Genomic DNA, 23,975 nt, shown 5'->3' on the forward strand with positions numbered 1-23,975 from the left:
GTAATTTACAATCTAAAGGCCAAAACATGTCATTTCCTGTGTTATTAAGCATTGTGGTGCTGCTGTGGCTGGTATTGGTTGCAGCAGGTGCTTTTGAAGCGCTCAGGCACAAAATTCTACTGCGAAATATTCCCGTTCGGGTGCACGTGAATGGTACGCGCGGCAAAACCAGTGTCACGCGACTCATTGCTGCAGGTCTTCGTGGCGGCGGTAAGCGTGTTTGCGCGAAAACCACCGGCTCGGCGGCGGCCATGACCGACCCCGATGGTCGTGAATTCCCTATCTACCGCATTAGCGGTGCCAACATTATTGAGCAAATGCGCATGCTAAAACGCATGGCAGTGCTGAAGCCGGAAATTGTGGTGGTGGAGTGTATGGCACTGCAGCCGCATTATCAGAGCCTCAGCGAGTTACGCATGGTGCGCTCAAACGTGGGCGTAATTACCAACGCGCGGGCTGACCATCTTGATGTGATGGGCCCCGGAGAACGTGATGTCGCATTGGCATTAGCCGGCAGTACGCCGGTGCGGGGGAATCTGTTCACCGCCGAGCGCGACTTGCTTGATGTGTTTGAAGACTCCTGCCAAGACCGTCGTAGCCAACTGCACGGCGTCACCGAAGAGGAAGTGGCGGCGATACCTGAAGAAGTTCTCGCTGAATTTAAATACGCCGAACATGCCGAAAACGTCGCGTTAGCGTTGAAAGTATGCGAGCACTTAGGCGTGAAACGCGAAGACGCATTGCAAGGCATGTTGTCATTAGAACCAGAAGCCGGTGCCATGCAGGTGCTTCACGTGCGTTATTTTGAACGTGATTTGATTTTCGTGAACGCGTTTGCGGCAAATGATCCTGAATCCACCGGCCGTATTTGGGAGAACATGCTAGAGAAGCATGGCCGCGATCGGCATTCCATTATGCTCATTAACTGTCGTGCTGACCGCCCCCATCGTTCGCAACAAATGGCAGAGGCTGTGGTGCAATGGACACCGGCCAGTAAAGTGGTGTTGATGGGTTCAGGCTCATTTATTTTCGTGCGTGAGGCAATGAAGTTCGGTCTCGATCCCGACAAGTTATTAGTCATGGAAGGTGCTCATATGACGGAAATTACTGAGGTATTGCTTGAGCAATCGCGAGGCAATGCCTTGATTGTGGGGATGTGTAACATTCATGGTGGCGGCGAAGAAGTCGCACGCTTTTTCCAAAACCGTGCAATTGATGAGGAAGACGTATGATAGCGCTGAATATTCTTGCCGTTGCTATCGGCATCGGGTTGTTCTTTACGCTGCTACTCACCCAAACCTTGGGGTTAGCGGCTGGTGGTTTGGTTGTCCCTGGCTATGTGGCGTTGCAGTTAACAGATCCGCTGAGTTTGGCGCTAACTCTGGTGGCCGCATTCGTGACCTATTTAATCGTCAAAATTGTTTCAAGTTTCGTGATTGTGTACGGTCGCCGTCAAACCATCATCATGATTCTAACTGGCTACATTATTGCTGGGTTGTTCGATATGTTTATTGGCAACTTAGTGAATTGGACTGACTTACAAATGATAGCCGGTGTTGATGAAGCTCAGGCGCAGGTACAGCCACTGGAATCGAGCCTAATGATGGCAGTGATGGAAAGTAGCATCATTGGCTACATCATTCCGGGTTTGATTGCCATTTGGTTTGAGCGTCAAGGCGTGTTGCAAACCTTATGTGGCCTGGCTGTAACCGCTGTATTGGTACGCTTAGCACTGATTGCGATAATGCCCGAATCACTCAGTATGTATGAAGCAAGCCGCGCATTTCAGATGCCCGGCTGGTAAGTAAGCGCCAACAGGAGAATTATTCAAATGAGTAAATTTACCAAGATTTATTGGCGCTCTTCAGGAGTGCCACTTTGGGGCCAAGTATTTCTGATTGCGCTGGCGGTGCTGGCATTTTTGCTGGCTGAAAACTTACGTCAACGTGACCCCGTGGTGGATAAGAATTACGCCACCATGGTGAACGCCGCAAAAATTATGCGCGAAGGTATGGATGTGTTGAAGCCATTGCGTGCCCAGCTTGCGCCGATTAATCCGGAGTTTGATCCGCAACGTTCTGGTTTAGTTGGGCTTGAGAACTCCATTATTACCACCAACCAAGGTGGCCGCGAATCGAAGCAAACTACCGTGAACCCGAACTGGGCCGCAGTTGCCGTGAAATTGTTAGCAGATGCAGGGGTAGGCGAAGGTGATTTAGTGGCAGTGACCGTATCAGGCTCGTTTCCAGCGATGAACCTTGCGGTGTACTCGGCGTTAGAAGCGCTTGGTGCCGATGCGGTGATTATTGCGTCAGCATCGTCGTCGCAGTGGGGCGCCAACGTACCGGGTTTCGCATGGCTGGATATGGAGCGCGAATTGCGGCGCGCGGGTGTGATCTCGCTGAAGCCAATTTATGCTTCTCTAGGTGGTATTGAAGACCGTGGTATCGGTATTTCCGATGAGGGTATTGAGGCGTTGAAGCGCTCGATTGACCGCGCCGATATTAACTTTATTGACCCTGCAAACTATCAAGAGGCAGTGGCTGACCGTATTGCGATTTTCCGTGAGTACTCTGCAGAGCGCAGTTACAAAGCTTTTGTGAACGTGGGTGGTGGCGCTACGATTGTAGGCCCTCCGGGCATTGATGACATGTTCAAATCAGGCTTACAAAAAGATGCACCAGCGCGAGCATTCGCGGTAGACACCGTAATGGGCTATTTCTTACAGGAAGAAATTCCGGGTATTCATTTCATCGGCATTAAGAACTTAGCGAATCGCTACGGCTTACCGATTGCACCGATTGAACCCGTGCCCGTTGGCAACGGCGGCATTTATTCCGCCACTGTGTACAACCGTTGGTTAGCAATTGCGCTTGGCCTTGGCCTATTCGGCATGACCTGGTTGATTGTGCGCTCAGCACGTATTACCAGCATCTTTAATCGCGCCGGCGGCCACGGCAAAATCACCAAACCAATGGTGTAGCCCGGCGTTCTACGCCGGGTAACGCGCAGCGTTGCTCGTTGTTCGTTGCTCGTTATTGGTTATTGGTTATTCGTGGTGATATGCATGTAGAAGCATCGGAGGCATCCAGTTAGCCAATGAGCTGAAGCGGCAAGTGTAAGAGCAGCAGAGCATGGGTATGTAGAATCTATGCTTTGGGGCGTTTCATGAAAGGTATATGGGTGTGTGGTGTCTCTGAAAAAAGGCTGTTCAGTTGCAGCAAAAAAGTCGCATTTTGGGGTGCCTGATTTGTATCAAATTTGATGCAACTGAACACTAAAATTTTTAGGGGGTATGCACACCTCTATGATCTCCTGATATCAGTCAATTAGGTTTTTTGCATAGATGCCGGTTACGTTGCCACTCTTGAGAAATATACGTAACGGTACCGCGCCGATGTCGCCGATGGTGATTAAATAGGTTAACTCGGTGTCGGTTTCGACAGATGGTTGCCCTAGACGTTCTTTCAAACTCTTTGCGGTTGTACACAAGTATAATTGAAAATCGGAGAGGATATCGCAGTTTGAAATGAACACTCGTTTGACAAAACTACGTTGTTCATCAGTTGTTAATAATTCAATGGTTAAGCCATCATAAAATAACTGACTTACTGTCATTTTATGTTCTGGCTGATGGCGGTTTGGTACTTGCTTTTCCGTTCGTTTCAGCGGTTCGCCGAGTACATTAATGATGTCAGCTTCGTTTTGTCCAAAGGATTTATATAAGCTATTTAATTCGTACGGCTGTGACCCTTCGTCATAGCGATGATGCGGCTGCTGCCAAATGCTGGTATCGGACGCTTGTGGAAACGTGAGTAGGTGATGATTGGTTGTTTCTGCATGAGAACTCGCGCTGAACAAACAACCTACTAAAAATATGACGTAATATTTTGCCTTCTGCATGCGTAGTATCCCTTTGGTTTATTTTGTCTTTCCATATCTAGTCGTTGCAATATAGCTTAAATATCACTCGTTTTCTTGTTTGTTAGAGCATAAAAAAATGGCCAGTCACCTAAATGACCAGCCATTTTTGAGATGTATCTTCGTTTTTCGTTTTTCGTCCTTCGCTTTTCCGAATAACGAATAACCAATAACGAATAACGAATAACGAATAACGCCTTCGCCTTTAGAACGTGTACATCGCCATGAACTGGAGGCGAGTCAAGTCACCATCGACGCCGGCGTCGTTTTCACGTTGCGCCAACGATACTTCGCCACCGAAGGTGAGCTTTTTGTCGACTGAGTGCATCACGTTGAAGCCAACGCGCTGAGTGAACTCAGTGGCTAGCGAGCCTTCGAGGTTGTCGGTGTTATCGGCCCAGCCGCGGCTGTAGACGATGTTTGAACGGGTTTTGTCGCTCCAATGATGACGATACGCGAAGGTAACGCCCATTACGTCGAGTGACTCGAGGCTGTTGTTCGGGTCAACATAAGCACCGTTGAAGGTGTTAAGCCCCAAGTAGCGGCCGATACCTGAGCCGGCGGTGAAGCTAGCACGGATGTCGTTGCCGTTATCAAATGCTAATTTACCGCCGAAGGTGACGCCGTAGCCGGTTGCTGTTTCGTCGCTACCGTCGCTATCGATGTCGTACGCTAATTGACGCACTAAGCCGGCAACACTGTAGCTGAAGTTGCCGCTCTTACCTTTATACTTTGCGGTAAAGTCAGGCATGATACCTTCGCTGGTGGCGGCACGAGATACCGCACCGGTACCCGCATCCACTAAGCTCACTGTGGTTTCTGGGTTCTCGATTGAGAAGCTCCATGCGCCGCTAGTGTAGCGAACTTGCGGTTGACGCATGAACACCATACCGTCGGTTGCACCAACGAAATCGACTGATTCTGGCAAGATGCTTAAATCTTGGAAGTTTGACCAAGCTTGACCAATCAACCAGTTTTTGTATTGCAGGTAGGCTTGACGCAAGCGTGGCGCGTATGAGTTAGTGATACGCTCATCGCCACTTGGCACGGTCAAGAAGTCGATTTCGATACGACCGCTGATGTCTTCGCCATTATCGAGCTTTTGCTTTACGTCGAAAAAGAAACGCGATTGACGCGCATGGAAATCGGTTACGGCGTCGTCACCTTGACCGCCCACTGGCGTTAAGCTAGGAATATAGAACTGGCGACCGATGTTTTTGTCGGTACCCGAACCGGCTGAACCGTCACCATAGTCAGAGATCATGGCATCGAGTTTTACATAGCCACTGAATGACCACTCTGGGCCCTCTGCAGCGTGAGCGTTTGTGGCTAAGCCGCCTGCTAAGCTGGCAAGTACTGCACTGGCAACTAGCGATTTGGTTAGTGTTTTTTGCAACATTGCTGTGCTCCTGTTTTGTAAGACGTTGTTCGTTATTCGAAACTCGTTATTCGTTATTGGTTATTCGAAGTAAGACAAACACCATAAATATTTAACTCGATGCACGAATAACGAATAACGAGTAACGAATAACGTTAGTGAGTAAGCTTTTAACATGCGGGCGTAATTATCAATCTAGACTATGGTCTAATGGCTTGATCGCGCGCAATAACTGAAGGTATACGCATCAAAAAAACGTTATTCGATACTCGTTATTCGTTAATCGAAAAAGACGAGAAACCAAAGCTAGCGCACAAAGAAGTGAGCAAATCGTACTTCAATCTGCCGAGCGAGCTAAACTCACGAATAACCAATAACGAGTAACGAATAACGATTTAGCAGTTCAATAGGAGGTTTTATGCAACATGACGTTTATAAAGTGCCGGCGGATGCGAAAGCGCGGGCATTGGTGAACAATGAACAATACCTGGCAATGTATGAGCAGAGCGTGAAAGATCCTGAGGGGTTTTGGCGTGAGCAGGGGCAGCGTATTAGCTGGTTTAGCCCGTACACGAAGGTGAAGAATACGAGTTTTGCGCCGGGTAATGTGAGCATAAAATGGTTTGAAGATGGCACCTTGAATGCGTGCTACAACTGCGTTGATCGACACTTGGCGGAGCGCGGTGATAAAACGGCGATTATTTGGGAAGGTGATGACCCAAGCGTCAGTGAAGAGATTAGCTATAAGCAACTGCATCACGAAGTGTCGCGCTTTGCCAATGGTTTGAAGAAGCTGGGCGTGCAAAAAGGCGACCGAGTGGCGATTTATATGCCGATGGTGCCTGAGGCGGCGTATGCCATGTTGGCGTGTGCGCGCATTGGTGCGGTGCACACGGTTATTTTTGGCGGCTTCTCGCCGAATGCCATTGCTGACCGTGTGAATGACTGCGGTGTGAAAGTGATTGTAACGGCTGACGAAGGCCGTCGTGGTGGCAAGAGTACACCACTGAAAGCAAATGTTGATGAAGCCCTACGTGGCGGTCGTTGCGCAACGGTTGAAAAGGTTGTGGTAGCGAAGGTTACGCACGGCGAAACCGAATGGGACGACAGCCGTGATGTGGCGTGGGATCAGTTGGTGAAAGATGTGCCTGCTGAGTGCCAGCCAGAAGTGATGAATGCAGAAGACCCGCTGTTTATTTTGTATACCTCAGGTTCAACCGGTAAACCGAAGGGCGTGTTGCACACCACTGGTGGTTACATGGTGTATGCGTCAATGACGCACGAGTTAGTATTTGATTACCACGAAGACGATGTGTATTGGTGTGCGGCCGATGTGGGCTGGATTACAGGGCACAGTTATATTGTGTATGGTCCGTTAGCGAACGGCGCAACCACGCTGATTTTTGAAGGTCTGCCAACGTATCCGGGCGTGGGCCGTATTGGTGAAGTGGTTGATAAGCACAGTGTAAATATTCTGTACACCGCACCAACAGCGATTCGTGCGCTGATGTCAAAAGGCACCGCCGCGGCAGAAACCTCAACGCGTAAATCGTTGCGTACCTTGGGTTCCGTCGGTGAGCCGATTAACCCTGAGGCTTGGGAGTGGTATTACAAGGTGATTGGTGAGAGCCGTTGCCCGATTGTGGATACGTGGTGGCAAACCGAAACGGGCGGCATCATGATCACGCCATTACCGGGTGCGACTGATTTGAAACCAGGTTCAGCCACACGTCCATTCTTTGGTGTACAGCCAGCGTTGGTGGATGCTGATGGCAATGAGCTTGAGGGCGCGGTAGATGGCAACTTGGTGATTAAAGATTCGTGGCCAGGCCAAATGCGTACGCTTTGGGGTGACCACGAGCGCTTTGAGCAAACCTATTTCTCGGCGTATAAAAATATGTACTTCACTGGTGACGGTGCACGTCGTGATGAAGATGGCTTCTTCTGGATCACCGGCCGTGTCGATGACGTGTTGAACGTGTCGGGTCACCGTTTGGGTACGGCGGAAATTGAATCGGTGCTGGTGGAGCATGAGAAGATTTCTGAAGCGGCAGTTGTGGGGTATCCGCACGACGTGAAGGGTCAGGGCATTTATGTGTATGTGTCGGCGATGGCTGGTACGGAGATTACCGACGAGCTGACCAAAGAGGTGCGTGACTGGGTACGCAAGGAATTAAGCCCAATTGCGACGCCTGACTTTATTCACTGGACAGCTGATTTGCCGAAGACGCGTTCAGGTAAAATTATGCGCCGAATTTTGCGTAAAATTGCTGCCAACGAATTCGAGAATTTAGGCGATACCTCTACGCTTGCCGATCCGTCTGTGGTAGATTCGTTAATCGAAAACCGATTAAACAAATGACGGTGGCATGGCGAAATTTTTAATAGCAGATGATCATCCTTTGTTTCGCGAGGCCCTGCAGGGGGCACTCGCGAATCATTATCCTAAGCTTGAGTTGCGTGAAGCGGGCGATTTAGACGCGACGCTTGCGGCGCTTAACGAGGATGACGATCTTGATTTACTTCTATTAGATTTGCACATGCCGGGCAGCGGCGATTTGTATGGGTTAATTCGTATTCGCGAAGATTATCCGTTACTTCCCGTTGCCATTATTTCCGGCTCTGAAGACCCAGCCGTGGTTGGCAAATGCATTGGCTTCGGCGCGTTAGGTTTTATCCCGAAATCACTCTCGTCAGCAAAAATTGCTGAAGCGATCGATGTTATTTTACAAGGTGACACTTGGGTTCCGGCAGAGATGCGCGGACGCCTCGATAACATCACCGATGAAGATCAGGAACTTGCCAGAAAAGTCGCTGATCTTACCCCGCAACAATACCGCGTACTGTTCTTGCTTCACGAAGGCTTGTTAAACAAGCAAATTGCTTACCAATTAAACATTACTGAAGCGACCGTCAAAGCTCACATCACGGCGATTTTCCGCAAACTTGGCGTGTACAGTCGTACTCAAGCGGTACTTTTGGCTGAGCGTCTGCAACTTGAACCGAATCCTACCTAATTGTTACATCTTGTTACAAATTTGAATAAAAAATGATTCATTTGTTAATGAATTGTAGGTAATTTCTTCCTTTGCGACTGTCAATGTCGTACACATCTGACACAAACAAGGAAGAGCAATGACAACAACTAAAACTGCTCGTTGGTCGACATTAGCGATAGCGGTTGCGGCGGCAACTTCGGTATCGGCATTGACGGCTCAAGAGTTTCAAAAAGTAGATGCGGCCATCAAAGTGACCGAACGCCAAGCCAATCAGGTTAGCGAAAAGCACAAGATGACCATTGAAGAATTCGCGGCAGCACAGCAATCAACGCGTTTTTTAATTGAGTTTGTTGAGCCGGCTGTGGCTGTTTATAAAGGCGGCATCGCCGGTTTCGAGGCGACGTCTGCAAAGACGACTGGCGCAGAACGTTTAGATGTCAAATCGCGCAAAGTTCAAAGTTATGCCCAGTATCTTCAGCGTCGCCAACAAACCGTTTTAGCGGAAGTAGCGAAGCGCGTACCAGAATTGAAAACTCAGTCTCATTTGACCTTCACGTTTAACGGCGCAATTGTTGAATATAAGGGTACTGACTTAAAAGAAAAATTACGCGGTATTCCAGGTGTGAAAGCAGTACATAACGATCATGTTGTTTATACCGATATGGATGCCTCGAATGACTTGATTAACTCACCAGAAGTTTGGCAACTGCTTGGTGGACAAAGTGCTGCAGGTAAAGGCGTTAACGTAGCGGTAATTGACACCGGTATTGATTTTGCTCATCCGATGTTTGCTGATAACGGTCATGAACCAGCAACGACAGCTGCAACCGATGATTATTGCGCATTAAATGCTGGAGTCTGTAACGACAAGATAGCCGTTGCACGGTACTACCCAGCACCTTCTACGGTGCATCCGAATGAGTACATGGATTCACCGCAGGATATGAACGGCCACGGTTCGCACGTAGCAGGTACATCGACGGGGAATCCTGTTAGTACCACTTTCAACGGTGTTGCCTTAAATTTCTCAGGTGTTGCACCGGGTGCCAATCTGTTTGTTTACAAAGGCTTATGGAATACCGTAGATGGTCGTGGCTCGGGATTGACATTAAGCCTCGCTGAGGCTTTGGAAGATGCCGCAGTCGATGGCGCTGACGTGATCAACAATTCATGGGGCGGTGGTGCTGGAAGTAGCCCTGCTAACAGCTATTACACACCAATCATGAAATCGCTCGATGAAATGGGTGTGGTTACTGTTACTTCTGCAGGTAACTCCGGTCCGGGCGAGCAAACCGTGGGTTGCCCGGGTTGTATTGAAGAAACCATTACCGTTGCAAGTACGCGTACGGGTCGTGTTTTTGCTAATCCAGTTGACGTGGATGGTTTTGATGCCGTGTTATCGGTTCAAGGTTCTGGGAATTTCACAATCACGACAGCTATCACAGCGCCTTTAATGCCTGCTTTGCAAGTTGATGCGGCAAACTTCGAAGGCTGTAATGCTTTTCCTGCGGACGCATTCGCGGGCCATATTGCGATGATATCGCGCGGTACGTGTAGCTTCGAAGTTAAAGCAAACAATGCGCAAGCAGCTGGTGCTACCGCGCTTATTGTCTACAACAACGCGGGAGCGGCGGCCGGCATGGCTATGGCTGCGGCTACATTGCCAAGCGTTATGATTGGCCAAACCGATGGCGAAGCTATTTTAGCTGCTTGGACTAATGGGCTTAGCGCTACTATAAATCCGACTGATGCCATCATTGATGAAAGCAGCGTCGATGTGTTGTCTGCCTTTAGTTCACGCGGCCCGAACGGCGATTCGAGTATGTTGAAGCCGGAAATTGCGGCGCCGGGGCACGATATTTTGTCGGCAGCGCCAGGGCAAAGCTACATGGCAATTAGCGGTACTTCAATGGCAAGCCCGCATGTGGCAGGTGCAGCGGCGTTGTTGTTGGCTCACAACCCTGATTTACTGCCGCAACAGGTGAAGTCAATTTTAATGACGTCGTCGGTTGATGGGGTGCGCAAAGAAGATGGCGTGACACCGGCCGATCCGTTTGATGTGGGTGCTGGTCGTCTTGAACTTCCACGTGCGTTTAACACGGGTATTACCTTTGATGTGGCATCATTTGCCAACCCAATGTGCTTAAACGTTTGTAACTTCACACGTCAAATCACCAACCTCGATGATGCCGCGGGTGAATGGCAAGTCGCGGTAGCGTTCACTAATCCAAATGTCACTGCAACTTACCCAGAAACGTTAACTTTAGAAGCTAACGGTAGCGCAGAGTTCGCGCTGGAGGTTGTTGGTCGTCATGCCGATGAAGGTTGGCAATTTGGTACGGTTACACTTACCGATGCCAGTGGCACTTTTGCTGACGCTCGGTTACCAATCGCTGTATATACCGCAATGTCAGAAAACTCCGGTGCTATGAGTAGCGGTGTCACAGCGGGCGAAGTTGTGGCAAATGCACCAATGACACTGACCATGCTGAGTGCGCTTGGTGATACCGGTGAAGATGTGACGATTACGGCGCAATTCCCTAGTGATGAGAACTTTGTAGTAGACGAAGATTCAGTGGTTGTCACTGAAACCTTAAGCTCAACCACTAGCTCAACGCTGGATAGCACCGCGCGCACTTATACGTGGACCGGTACGCAAACTGATAATCCGGCGGTTGTGACACTGCAACCAGCAACAACCTTCCCATGGGTTGGCTTTGACTTCGATACAATTGGTGGTGCAACTTACACTGAATGTGCGAGTGGTTGTGATGAAGTAGCTTTCACACTGGATATTACTGGCCTTGCTACGTGGGAATATGAGGGGACGCAATACACAAAACTCACCTTCTGGGAAAACGGTATTATTCAGCTTGGCGAACAAACCGTAGCGACCACATGGCAGTTGCAAGGTCTGCCAAATAGCGCAGAACCGAATAACGTATTGGCGCCATTGTGGGCAGACTTTGAAACTGAGGCTGGCGAAGGCGAACTGCGTTATGACATCGTTTTCGACGGCGTCGATAACTGGTTAGTTATTGAGTGGTATCGCGTGCAAGAGTGGGGCGATACAACGGGTGCTACCCATACGTTCAATATTTGGTTCCGCTTAAATGGCAGCGATGCGTATTTCAACTATATCGATGTTAACCAAACAGCGAACCTCTACGGTGTGATTGGTCTTGAGAACGCAGACGGTACGGTTGGCAGTATGGTTTATGCAGCAGGCGGCTACTATCCGGCGGATGGTGAGGCGTTTGAGATTGGCTTGACCAAAGGCGAATCAGCCTCTGTGCAAATTGATCTGGACGCTACCGTGACAACCTTTGGTGATATATCGAGCGCAACCGGCAGTGGTAAACATAGCAACGCGATGACTATCGACTTAACTGATGCCGTGGGTGCGCCGCAGCGTGATTTGTTGACGCTGTTAAACATTACCAGCGGTACTGTGTCGTACGACGCTATTCTACCCATGCTGATTAAACCGGACGGCACCATGACGGTTGAAGTGACTGCGCAACCTGAGCACGGTACGGTGAGCTTTGATGGCATGATCGCAACCTATACTCCGGATTCAGGTTATGTCGGTAGCGACAGCTTCAGTTATCGTGTAGTGGATGCTGCTGGCGCAACGTCAACGGAAAACACCGTATCTGTTAGCGTAACTAATACGGCGCCAACGGTAACGGCTACCGCACCAGAAACGGCTGAAAACGGTGATACTGTGGTGTTAGATGCGTCATCGGCGGCGGATGCTGAAGGCGATGCATTAACCTATAGCTGGGTACAAACCGCGGGGCCTGAGATTGAGCTCAGTGGTGCTGATGCAGCACAAGCATCGTTCACTGCACCGTTGTTTGAGGAAAACGACACAGACTTCGGGTTTACCGTGACTGTGAGCGATGGCATTGAATCGGTTACCAGTGATGTGGTTATGACTGTGTTGGCCGATCCGAACACTGCGCCGGTTATTAATATCAGTGCACCTAGTTCAGCGTCAGCTGACACCATAGTGCGTCTCGATGCATCAGGCACAACCGATGCTGAAGACGACGTTTTAACCTTTAACTGGCAGTTTGCTGGCGGTACCACTGTCTCGTTGAACAATGCGACTTCCGCGGTTGCAACGTTCACCGTGCCACGTGTATTTGAGCAGGCACAAGCGAACTTTGTGGTCACTGTTTCTGACGGTCGTGCGACCAGTCAACAAATGGTAACTGTGACGTTTGAGCCGGAAGAAAAATCAAGTGGTTCAATGCCTTGGTTATTCACCTTGCTCGCGTTGCCATTGGTTTGGCTACGCCGTCGTAAAGGTTAAGTTAAAACAATTTATTACAAAATTTATTCTTTTGTAATTTGGTCAAAAACGGCGATAGTATGAACTATTGCCGTTTTTTATGAGTATAAAAGTAACTATGAAAAGACTACAGACAACACTAGCAGTAACAATTGTGGCTTTGCTCACGAGCGCAGCAACAAGTACCGTTTATGCGGCCGACATTCAGGTGAAAGTGAATGAGCGGACCATGACTGCGCCACAGCGAAAAATTCCGCAACCGGCTGAGCAGCGAGTAGGCGTCGCTGCGCCGAAGCGTTATTTGATTCAGTTGGAAGAGCCAAGTGTCGCGACTTATAAAGGCGGCATTGCAGGCTATGCGGCAACGTCAGCTGCGGTCACTGATAGCAAGCGTTTGCGTCTTGGCTCTCAAGCCGTATCGGATTATTCAGGATACGTGCAAAAACGGCAGAAAGAAATTTTTAACACCATCACACAACAGGTGCCTTCGGTTGCACTGAAAAAGCACATGAAGTTGCTACTGAATGCGATGGTGGTGGAGTACAACGGTGATGATTTAGCTCAACAGTTGGCGGGTATGCCTGGTATAAAAGGCGTGTATGCTGATCGTGAAGTTTACGTACAAACGGATACGTCAAACGCCCTAATTGAGGCTCCAGCCGTATGGCAACAGTTAGGCGGGCAAGCGCAAGCTGGTGCAGGCGTTAAAATTGCTATTTTGGATACGGGAATTGACCCTGACCATATCATGTTTGAAGATAACGGCCATACGCGACCTGATTTAGGGATCACTGACGATTACTGTGCCAGTACCCCTTCGTTTTGTAACGATAAATTGATTGTTGCTCGTTATTTTTTGCCAGCGGGATTTGATTTACATCCGGATGAGTTTGCTAATTCGCCAGAAGATTTAGATGGCCATGGTACACACGTTGCTGGTACCGCTGCGGGTAATCCTGTAAGTACAACTTTTAATGGGGTTTCGGTGAACTTCTCTGGCGTAGCTCCGGGCGCTAATTTAATGATTTATAAAGCCTTGTGGGTAAATGCCGATGGCAGTACGACGGGGTCATCAATCAGTTTGGCTGAAGCGTTAGAGGCGGCAGCAAATGATGGTGCAGATGTCATTAATAACTCGTGGGGCAGCCTAGATAACGGTGTCGCGCCCTATGAGGCAGATATAGTTCGCGCTATTGACGCGATGGGGATTGTGAATGTGGCAGCTGCCGGCAATGATGGTCCTGCAGAGAGTAGCATGGGCTGCCCAGCCTGTATTGATGAGATGTTGGCGGTTGCTAATACGCAAACGGGTCGTCGTTTTGCGGTGACAATGACGCATAGTGATTATAGCAATGCAATTCCGGTGCTGATTGGACAAGGGGATTTCACTATTTCCACAGCAATTACTGGTGCTTTTCGAACTGCGAAGCGCGACGCGCCGTCAAATTCACTAGCCTGTAACAGTTTTAGTGCTGGCTTATTTACCAACGAGATTGTACTGGTTGAGCGCGGTACTTGTACGTTTGAACAAAAAGCTAATAATTTGCAGGCTGCCGGTGCCCGAGCGATGGTGTTGTATAACAACGTCGCAGGCGCCATTAGCATGGACATGGGGACGGCGACGTTGCCAAGCGTGTCACTTGATCAAGCCACCGGACAGCAGTTAGAAAGCGGTTGGGTAGCGGGAGAGCAAGTGACGATCAATCCGCCGACACGAGTGATAGATGAATCGCTTCAAGATCGTTTGGCGAGCTCGAGTTCACGCGGGCCGAATCGCGATAGCACCATACTGAAGCCAGAAGTTGCCGCGCCAGGTACTGATATTCTCTCGGCGTATCCAGGTAATCAATTGGCACTATTAAGTGGTACTTCGATGGCAAGTCCGCATGTAGCTGGTGCCGCTGCATTATTACGAGATCTAAAACCTAGCTGGACGAATAACCAAATTAAATCGGTACTGATGACGTCTGCAAACGCGAATATCAGGCAGAGCGATAATGACGCGCAAGCAACGCCTCATCAAGTTGGCGCTGGTCGTATTGATCTCGCTGCAGCAATGGCATCTGGCATTAGCTTTGACCGCGCTTCGCTAAACAACAATGCGTGCATTGGCATGTGTGACTTTGACCGTGTCGTCACTAACTTAACTTCGGCAACGCAAACATGGAATATCACCGCAAGTTTTGATGATCCGAACATTACGGCGACTTTACCGGCGACAATTTCACTTGCCGCAAATGAGAGCAAAACCTTGTCGGTTACGATCAACACAGCTTTTGCCGATGAAGGCTGGCAATTTGGCGCCTTAACGTTAACGTCTGATTCAGGTAATTACTCGTCGGCTCGATTACCGATTGCGGTTTATACGTCTCTTTCAGATGACTCGAGAATTATTTCTGGTGCTATCGCCTCCGGTGGCGCTGTTGCTGGAGAGGCGATGACGCTGCAGCTACGCGGCGGACTAGGATTTACAGATGGGGCGACCGAATTTTCGGTAGCGCTGCCAACGAGTGCAGGAATTTCTATTGATTACAACAACATTGGATTGCAGTTAACGCGCAGCACGCAAACTGCGTTTGATGTGAACGAAACAACGGGGATTTTGGTTTGGCAAGGCGACCAAAATGATGCCCCCGATTCAGCTAACATTGGTGCAGTTTCTGGTTTTGCTTATGCTGGGATGTCACTGGCTGATATTGCGCTAACGCAAGATATTAGTATTTCGAGTGTGTGCAGTGAAGGCTGTGATGATTTAGTCGCTGAAGTTGAACTAGAAGGCGATGGCGCAACTTGGAGTTTTGACGGTTTTGACCATCATGTGTTCTCGATGTGGAGTAACGGTGTGGTTGAGCTTGGTGAAAGCCGAGCGTTATTTACAGCCAGTGCGGCAATGTTACCCAATGAAAACGAACCAAACGGCATTGTCGCGCCGTTTTGGACCGACTTGGAATTTGTGAATGGCGATGGCGAAATGAATTACGCCATTGTGACCGAAGGCACCGATACATACTTGGTACTTGAGTGGGAAAATGCACGGAGCTGGGTTGCTTCGGGCGCCACTGACAATGGTGTACGTTACACCTTTAATGTGTGGTTTAAATTAGGAACCAATGAGGTTATCTATAACTACGTTGACATCAATGGTGGTACACCAACTTACAATACGGCTATTGGCTTAGAAAACTTCCGTGGCGATGTTGGCACAACCTACTATTTTACCGGTACGGGTACATACCCAGCAAACGGTGCAACGCTTGCGGCGAGTTTCAATTATGGTGAGCGTGCCGAAGTTCTGATGAATGTTCCAGCGACGGTGACTAACTTAGGTCCATTAGCGGATATTACCGTTTCAGGCACGGCGAACCGTTCAGTTGAAGTTGACTTTGCCGAAGCGAGTGTGGAGTTAGGGCGTGACTATGTGGTGCTGATGAATATTAGTAGCACCGATGCAGGTGAACCGCTTGAGTATGCCGCGCAATTGCCAATTTCAGTGCAACCGCAAGGAGCTCTGGTGGGTTCTCTAGTTAGTCAACCGGCAAATGGCGCAGCAAGCTTTAGTGGTACAACATTAACTTACTCACCCGATGACGACTTTACTGGTGCCGATAGCTTTGATGTGCGTTTAGTTGATGAGGCTGGTTCGCCGACGGCTACCGCGACAGTTACGGTAGAAGTGACAAATACAGCGCCTGTAGCGAGCGTTGATGCGCCAAACACAGCAACTTCAGGCGATACGGTGCGGCTTGATGCATCAGGCAGTTCCGATGCTGACGGAGATACGTTGACATACGACTGGCAGGTAGTAAGCGGAAGCGGTGTGACTTTGTCAGGTGCCAACTCTGCAACGGCAAGCTTCACTGCGCCTGAAGTGACGACTGCAACAACCGTGCAGGTGCGCCTCATTGTTTCAGACGGCATGGCAACGGCGGAGCAAACGGTTTCGGTGAGCGTGACGCCACCGGAGAAGAGCTCAGGTGCCATGGGATGGTTGTTGGTGCTGTTGGCGCTGCCATTGGTGTGGTTGCGTCGTCGTTACGTTTAGAATGTTAAGTTGCTATAACTTATAAAGAAACGGCGATAGGATGAAACTATCGCCGTGAATCAACGAGGTGTTGCTATGACAAAGGGACTATCTAAAGGCCTGAGCATTCTGGCTTTGGCGCTCGCAATTTCTGGCTGTGTTGACTCTGAACAAGCTAACAATGAAGGAGAGCAGCGTATGCCGAATGAGATCGAACAAGAACAAAGTGTGGACCCAGCAGCTGATGCCAACCGTGGTGCCCGCCTTGCTGAGTTAGATAACCAAATTCGCACTATGGTGGGGATAGCTCGCGCTGATTCATTTGATCAATGTCGTTTAACGGCGGTTGGTAAACGTGCCTGCGGTGGTCCGGAATATTATATTGCGTATTCAACCAAGGTAACGGACGAGAAAGCGTTGCAGAAATTGGTGAACGAATACACGCAGTTACGCATTGAACATATTAATGCGACTCAAGAAATGAGCACCTGTGAGGTGATTCCTGAGCCGCAATTATCGCTTGAAAATGGTGTTTGTCGCGCAGTAGCGCACAGCACGATGTAAAAATTACCGATAGACATTATTGCCGCTCCAAATATTTCAGCAGTGATTTGAGAGCGGCTGGTTTTACCGGCTTAGCGAGGAAATGTAAGTTCTGCTCACGCGCTTGCTTTCGCACTGAATCGTCACGCATCGCTGTCACTAACGCACCCGATAACGTATCCCCCCAGTAGTGCCTTAAAGCTTTAGCTAAACTTAATCCGTCATGTTCGTCATCACCCAATTGATAATCGAGTAACATGCCATCGGGGCGTTGGTGGGTGCTAGCGTACTCAAGAGCTGTGGCGCTGCTGGTAAAGGTTTCAACGGTGCAACCCCACTTCTCAAGCAAGGCACGCAAGGCGTTTAAGTTTTCTTGATCGTCATCGACACAAACCATCACCATACCCCGATTCACGTCGGCAGTGCTTGGCTGTTGTGGCTTTTCGTATACCTGAGCAGGGCTACCGAGTGGCACCTGCACTGAGAAACAGCTACCCGAGCCTTCAACAGTTTTTAAGCGCAGTTCGCAATGCAATTGCTCGCTCATGCGCTTCGCCACGCTTAAACCAAGGCCAACGCCTTCTACTCGCGTTTGTGAGCCTCGATAAAATGCATCGAAAATACGATGGCGTTGCTGTGCGGTGATACCAGGACCCGTATCGTACACCGCAATCAATAAATGGTTGCCACGTTGACGCACTGCTAAAAGTACCTTGCCATTGTCGCGATTGTACTTCACCGCGTTGGATAAGAAGTTTTGAATAATGCGGCGCAAGTAGGTTGGGTCGGTATACACCACACCATCGTGCAGATGCGTTTTTAAGGTGACGCCACGCTGTTCGGCCAACACACCGTACTCATGCACTAGTGGCTCGAGAATGGTACTCAAGCGCACGTGTCGGAAACTTGGCTGCAGCGCACCTTGGTCCATTTTTGCAATTTGCAGTAGGGTGCTGAGCAAATGCTCGGTAGAAGCCAGAGCCGTATCGAGCCGACTAAGAAGCTGCATATTATTGCTGTTGAGATTGCTTTCATCCATCGCTGACAAGTACAAGCGAGCTGCATTCAGCGGTTGCAAAATGTCGTGACTGGCAAGTGCCAAGAAACGTGTTTTCGACGCGTTCGCTTCTTCGGCTTCTTGCGTGGCTTTTTTGAGTTCCACTTCTACTTTGCGACGGCGCTCAATTTCTTCGGTGAGTTCGTTGTTAATTTCACGAATTTTCTTTTGACGCACATTGATGCGTTGCTCGAGATCGATATTGGCCTCTTCCAGCGCCTGTTGCGTCTCAACGTGTTCGGTTATGTCGGTGAATGAGGTCACAAAACCGCCGTTTGGTAGCGGATTCCCGACCATTTCAATCACTCGGCCATCACCACGACGGCGAATAAACCGGTGCGGCGAGCCCATCTGCATATGCTTTAAACGCTTGGCGACCAGCTCATCAATTTCACCGGGACCACATTCACCGCGCTCCGCGTTATAGCGAATCAGTGTGGCTATTGGTTGCCCCGGCTTCACCATGCCGTCAGGGTAATCGAAAAGATCAAGGTAACGTTTGTTCCACGCCACCAACCGCAGTTCAGCATCAACTACTGATATACCCTGTGCCAAGTTCTCGAGCGAACTAAATAGAATGGATTGCTGGGTTTGCAAGGCTTGCGTGGTGTCATCGAAAAAGTGCACCACTTCTTCAAGGTGTAAACGGCGGTCACGCAATGCAGCCTCAACCAACGAGCGTGCAGTAGCCGCCCCGAGTACACCAGTCAACACGCGCTCGACGTAATCAATAAACTCGCGCGAAGCCACGTCTTCTTTGTTGGTGTGGCTGGTATCGTCACCTTGCGACTCGGCAAAATAATCTAACAACTGAGTGGTGCGTTGCTCGCCCACGAAGGTTTGTAGCAACAGCATCATATCGCCATTCGTGGCTTGATGGTGCCGACCGATGGTGTGCTCTTGCACGCGCGAACGCGGCTTTACAAATGCGGTGGCTTGAATGCGGTCAATTAGACGCGGCTGGGCTAGCAACGAGAACACGATATAGAAGGCCGTGTTGACCGCCAAACTAATTACCGTGCCTTGGGTAATGACGCTGGTATCGGTGCTGTCGTGTGGTAGATACATCGGTACTGCCACGGCAAATAGCCAAGCAATGAGGCCAGTGCCTAAGCCGACATACACACCACGCGCGTGGCCACGACGCCAATACAGACCGCCTAATACGGCGGGTAATAACTGCAACACTACCGAGAACGCGAGTAAGCCGATGCTGACTAGCCCGGTGCCTGCCGCCCAGAAGTAATAGCATAAGTAACTGAGTAACAAGATAGTGGCGATAGCAACGCGACGAATAAACAGCAGATGTTTCTGGAAGCTAGTCGGGAAGCGACTGCGACGCTGTAAAATAACGGGCATGATCACGTCATTCGTAACCATGGTACTTAACGTGACTGAGGCGATGATGACCATGGCGGTTGCGGCTGAGAAACCGCCAATAAAGATAAATACGGCCAGCCACGTCTGATCATGAAGCAACGGCAGGCGCAGCGCGTAAGTATCGCCATCGATGCCACTTCCGAAAAACAGCCCGCCACTCAATGCAATAGGAACAATGGCGACAGCAACCAGCACTAAGTATAAAGGGAAGCCCCAGCGTGCGGTTTTCAGGTGGTTCACATTAACATTATCGACCACTGCGACGTGAAATTGGCGCGGTAAACACAAGATAACACCAGCCGCCATAAAGGTTTGCACAATGAAATCAAACTCGGTGATGGCTTCCCAGCTCCACGCTTTCGAGGTTGGCGTGGTGACTTGTTCCCACATGCTAACCGGTGACACATCATTGAATAAGATATAGGCAAACACAGCGGCCGCCAGCAATGCGACTAACTTCACGGCAGATTCAAAGGCAATAGCCAAAATCATACCATTGCGATACTCGGTCACCTCAATGTGGCGAGTACCAAATAGCATCGCAAAAGCGGCCATAATTGCTGCTGCGACAAGTTCGTTGATTGAAAATTGAGTGAGCGCCGAAGTGTTTTCGGTGAGCACCACAAAGGTTAACCCTACCGCTTTTAATTGCAGCGCGATGTAAGGAATTGTTGCCAGTGCGGCAATTAAGGTCACAAATAATGCCAACCGCTGGCGTTTACCATAGCGGCTGGCAATAAAGTCGGCAATGGAGGTGATGTTCTGTTGCTTTGATACACTCACCAGTTTTTCTAGTAGCGGTAGCGCGAAAATAAATAGTAAGAAGGGCCCAAGTAGAATCGGAATATAGGCCCAACCGTCGGTTGCTGCATTACCCACTGCACCATAGTAAGTCCAACTGGTGCAATATATCGCTAAAGACATACTGTAAATGATTGGTTTATAGCTGATTTTATTGGCCAAAGAGTTCGGTTTGTCGCCCCAATGTGCAACGGCAAAGAGCAAAGCGATGTAGGCCAAAGAGGCTAAGATGAGTAGTAATGTCATTTGGGTGCGCGTTGTTTGGGTTTTGGTAGATTGGATTAGTTAAACGGAAACCTTTGAGAACTGCAAGAGCGTTATTCGTTGTTCGTTATTCGTTATTCGAAAAAGAAAAGCCAACAACGTTGTTTGTGTTTTGTGTTTACCGATTAACGAATAACGAATAACGAATAACGCCTTTGCTCGTTATATGATGTTTTTCGTCGCTAGGGGTTTTAATTTCGGCTCATAATTGCTACAAAAGGCTATGTGTAACCTTCCGTTACACTTTGTCACAAATTGGATGTGTGTCTTAAAATGGGATTCCCCGCTTCACATCCTCTTTAGAACAATAAAAATACAACCCATGGAGAATAACAGAATGAAGAGTACTTTCTTTAGAAGTACGTTAGCTGCTGCAGCAGTTGCTTCTGCGCTTGGTGTTGCCGCTCCTGCGATGGCGCAGGATAGCTCAAAAGGCTTTTTACAAGGTCAATCAACTGACCAGTCTGGTCAAGTGATCAGCGAAGTAACGGTAACTATTACTAACCTTGAAACCGGTTTGACGCGTAGCGTATCAACAAACGAAGATGGTAATTTCCGTTTTCCATTGTTGCCGCCAGGCGCGTATTCATTAAAAGCTGAGAAATCAGGTTATGGCACTGTGGCTGAAGAGCGTATTGATGTTAGCGTTTCTGGCGCAACGAATATCACCCTGACTCTACCTACTGCAGATGCAATGGAAACGTTGACGGTTCGTGGTTCAAGCATTTCGATGATTGATACCTCGTCTTCTGAGTCTCAACTTGTTGTAACTCAAGATTTCCTTGAGAAGGTTCCAGTTCCGCGTGATATCGCATCTGTAGCGCTATTGGCACCAGGTACAACCAAAGGTGATTCATCATTTGGTAATTTGACCTCTTTTGGTGGTGCTTCGGTTGGTGAAAACGTTTACTACGTGAACGGTTTGAACGTAACTAACTTCCGTAACGGTTTGGGTGGTTCTGAATTACCATTCGAAATGTACGAAACGTTTGAAGTTAAAACGGGTGGTTACTCAGCTGAGTACGGTCGTTCAACTGGTGGTGTTGTTAACGCAACAACTAAATCTGGTTCAAACGAATTTGAAGCTGGCGCTAGTGTTTACTGGGAACCTGATGCACTTGCATCACAAGCTCCTGACGTGATTCTGACTGATCCTGCTCAAATTGCGCGTAACGGTAGCCCGTATTACATCATCAACAACAAGAATAACTCGGAAGAAGCGAACGTTAACGTTTGGGCAAGTGGCGCTCTTATCGAAGACAAATTGTTCTTCTTCGGTTTGGTTAACCAGAAAAATCGTAACAGCGATTTTGTAACGGCGACGCAAGAGTATGATCGTGAATCAAGCGATTTACTCTATGCTGCGAAGTTAGACTGGTACATCACACCAGATCATATTCTTGAATTCACTGGTTGGAACAACTCAAGCGATTTAGATTCAAGCAAGTACATGTACAATGCTGAAACTGATACACGCGGCGATTTGTATGGTGACTACATTCTTGAGCGTGGTGGTAAGTCATACGCGTTACAATACACCGGTATTTTGACCAGCGACTTAACTATGAGCGTGCTTTATGGTGTGAATAAAGCGAGCTACTCAAACGTTAACGCGTCAAGTGACACTGTTGCAATTTATGCATCTGGTTACTCTGGTCAGTTCACTAACTTTGGTTTAGCAACACCTTCAGAACAAAACGATAAACGTACTGCTTATCGTATCGACTTTGACTGGTACCTGTCGTTAGATCACACGTTACGTTTCGGTATCGACTATGAAGATATGGAAGCCGACGAAAATACAGCTCGTGCCGGTGGTGTAGCTTACACTTACTACGGTTGTGACTCTGCAGCATTGCAAGAAGGTCGTTTAGAAGGCTGTAGCTTGGTTGACGAAAATATCTATCGCAACTCAGGTTCTTTCGAAACCAAATCAAACGCATTCTATGTTCAAGATACTTGGACTATTACGCCAGATATTACCGCGCGTATTGGTTTGCGTAACGAAACGTTCCAGAACTACAACAAAGCAGGCGAGAAGTTCGTTGACGTATCTGATCAGTGGGCACCACGTGTGGGTGTGAGCTGGGATGTATTCGGCGATGGCACCACGAAAGCATTTGCTAACTATGGTCGTTATTTCCTTCCTGTTGCAACGAACACCAACATTCGTTTGGCGGGTGATGAATACTACGTTGTCAGCACCTATGAAGTTGCTTCAATCAACCCAGATAACACGCCTGTTTATGGCGCGCTTGATGGTCGTTCTGTCTATGCAGACGGTACGTTGAAAGGCACTGCTGAAACCGTAAATGCTGACCTTGACCCAATGTATCAAGACGAGTTTATTCTCGGCTTCGAAACAATGGTCACTGACGAGTGGTCACTTGGCGTGAAAACCAGCTATCGTGAGCTAGGTAGCTCATTAGAAGACGTTGCAATTGATGCGGGCTTCAATGAGTACTTGTTAGATGAGTTTGGTTCTGAATGTACAATGTGTGCGAGTGGTTTCCATTACTACGTACTAACCAACCCAGGTAACGATGTAACTATTACAACTGATCCTGATGGTGATGCAGGCCCACTAGAGTACGCTCAGTATACAGTTCCTGGTTCTTACCTTGGTTACCCTGAAGCAGTGCGTAAGTACGCTTCTGTTGACTTCTCTGTGAAGCGCGCATTTGACGGTGTTTGGATGTTAGATGCAAACTATACGTGGTCACACAGCTGGGGTAACAACGAAGGTTTCGTTCGTTCAGACAATGGTCAGGATGATGCCGGCTTAACTACCAACTTTGACCAACCGGGATTAGTTGATGGCGCCTATGGTAACCTTCCGAACGATCGTCGCCATATGGTTAAAATTCGCGGTGCTTATCAAGTTATCGAGAACTTAACCTTAGGTGCTAACTTCCGTTGGGAATCTGGTCGTCCGGTGAGCGCATTTGGCTTCCACCCAACTGATACCTATGCGTCTCTGTATGGTGCTGAATCGTTTGTTTATAACAACGAAATCACGCCACGTGGCAGCTTTGGTCGTACTCCAAATAACTGGAGCTTCGATTTAACTGCTCGTTACGATATGCAGATTCAAGAGACTGACGTAACTTTCCGTTTAGACGTGTTCAACGTGTTTGATAATGACACGCACACCGAAGTAAACGAAGTTGCAGAACGTTTTGCTGGATATGAAGCTGTTGATTATGGCTATGGCATAATCGCGCGTGGTCAACCGAATGAATTCTACGGTTTACCAACTTCATTCCAAGCGCCACGTTCAGTGCGCTTGAGTGCAGAAGTTAAGTTCTAAG

12 protein-coding genes are annotated in these 23,975 nt (G+C 48.8%); 9 read left to right on the forward strand and 3 right to left on the reverse strand.

Annotated elements, in window-relative coordinates:
- Positions 1-26 precede the first annotated feature (26 nt).
- Genes pgsB through pgsW form a run of 3 tightly spaced genes read left to right on the forward strand, consistent with a single transcriptional unit; the run spans position 27 to position 2,983 of the window.
- Complete coding sequence (gene pgsB, locus D3795_RS00140) at positions 27-1,232, forward strand: poly-gamma-glutamate synthase PgsB (RefSeq protein WP_156265626.1); 1,206 nt, start codon at positions 27-29, stop codon at positions 1,230-1,232.
- Positions 1,229-1,804: a poly-gamma-glutamate biosynthesis protein PgsC gene (pgsC, locus tag D3795_RS00145; protein WP_156265627.1), complete on the forward strand. Its 576-nt coding sequence runs from the start codon at positions 1,229-1,231 to the stop codon at positions 1,802-1,804. Before pgsB ends, pgsC begins: the two co-directional genes overlap by 4 nt.
- A 27-nt stretch (positions 1,805-1,831) precedes the next feature.
- Positions 1,832-2,983, forward strand: a complete 1,152-nt coding sequence (gene pgsW, locus D3795_RS00150; RefSeq protein ID WP_156265628.1) for a poly-gamma-glutamate system protein — start codon at positions 1,832-1,834, stop codon at positions 2,981-2,983.
- Positions 2,984-3,321: 338 nt separating this feature from the next.
- On the opposite strand, the gene D3795_RS00155 is transcribed toward pgsW, so the two are convergent.
- Both D3795_RS00155 and D3795_RS00160 read right to left on the reverse strand, forming a co-directional pair.
- Positions 3,322-3,903, reverse strand: a complete 582-nt coding sequence (locus tag D3795_RS00155) for a hypothetical protein (protein WP_156265629.1) — start codon at positions 3,901-3,903, stop codon at positions 3,322-3,324.
- Positions 3,904-4,126: 223 nt separating this feature from the next.
- Entirely contained in the window at positions 4,127-5,320 is a 1,194-nt protein-coding gene (locus tag D3795_RS00160; protein WP_156265630.1) for a DcaP family trimeric outer membrane transporter, read from the reverse strand.
- A 397-nt stretch (positions 5,321-5,717) separates the two neighbouring features.
- Between D3795_RS00160 and acs the strand changes: the two genes are divergently transcribed.
- The 5 genes from acs (at position 5,718) to D3795_RS00185 (ending at position 17,183) form a co-directional block, all read left to right on the forward strand.
- Positions 5,718-7,661, forward strand: a complete 1,944-nt coding sequence (gene acs, locus D3795_RS00165; RefSeq protein ID WP_156265631.1) for an acetate--CoA ligase — start codon at positions 5,718-5,720, stop codon at positions 7,659-7,661.
- 7 nt (positions 7,662-7,668) lie between these two features.
- Positions 7,669-8,316 carry a response regulator transcription factor gene (locus D3795_RS00170; protein ID WP_156265632.1) on the forward strand — a complete coding sequence of 216 codons (648 nt, stop codon included), beginning with the start codon at positions 7,669-7,671 and terminating at the stop codon, positions 8,314-8,316.
- Between the two features lie 118 nt (positions 8,317-8,434).
- A complete protein-coding gene (locus D3795_RS00175) occupies positions 8,435-12,619 on the forward strand; it encodes a S8 family serine peptidase (RefSeq protein ID WP_156265633.1) in 4,185 nt (1,394 codons plus the stop codon).
- Positions 12,620-12,716: 97 nt separating this feature from the next.
- The gene (locus tag D3795_RS00180) at positions 12,717-16,640 is read left to right on the forward strand and encodes a S8 family serine peptidase (protein ID WP_173020960.1); all 3,924 of its coding nucleotides are present in this window, start codon (positions 12,717-12,719) and stop codon (positions 16,638-16,640) included.
- A gap of 75 nt (positions 16,641-16,715) precedes the next feature.
- A complete protein-coding gene (locus D3795_RS00185; RefSeq protein WP_156265635.1) occupies positions 16,716-17,183 on the forward strand; it encodes a hypothetical protein in 468 nt (155 codons plus the stop codon).
- Positions 17,184-17,199: 16 nt separating this feature from the next.
- Here D3795_RS00185 and D3795_RS00190 read toward each other — a convergent pair whose 3' ends face one another.
- Positions 17,200-20,646, reverse strand: a complete 3,447-nt coding sequence (locus tag D3795_RS00190; RefSeq protein ID WP_156265636.1) for a PAS domain-containing hybrid sensor histidine kinase/response regulator — start codon at positions 20,644-20,646, stop codon at positions 17,200-17,202.
- A 355-nt stretch (positions 20,647-21,001) separates the two neighbouring features.
- On the opposite strand from D3795_RS00190, the gene D3795_RS00195 reads away from it, so the two are divergent.
- Entirely contained in the window at positions 21,002-23,974 is a 2,973-nt protein-coding gene (locus tag D3795_RS00195; protein WP_156265637.1) for a TonB-dependent receptor, read from the forward strand.
- The last annotated feature ends 1 nt before the right edge of the window (position 23,975 follow it).

Origin of the sequence: Pseudidiomarina andamanensis (genome assembly GCF_009734345.1) — a bacterium.
GTDB lineage: Bacteria > Pseudomonadota > Gammaproteobacteria > Enterobacterales > Alteromonadaceae > Pseudidiomarina > Pseudidiomarina andamanensis.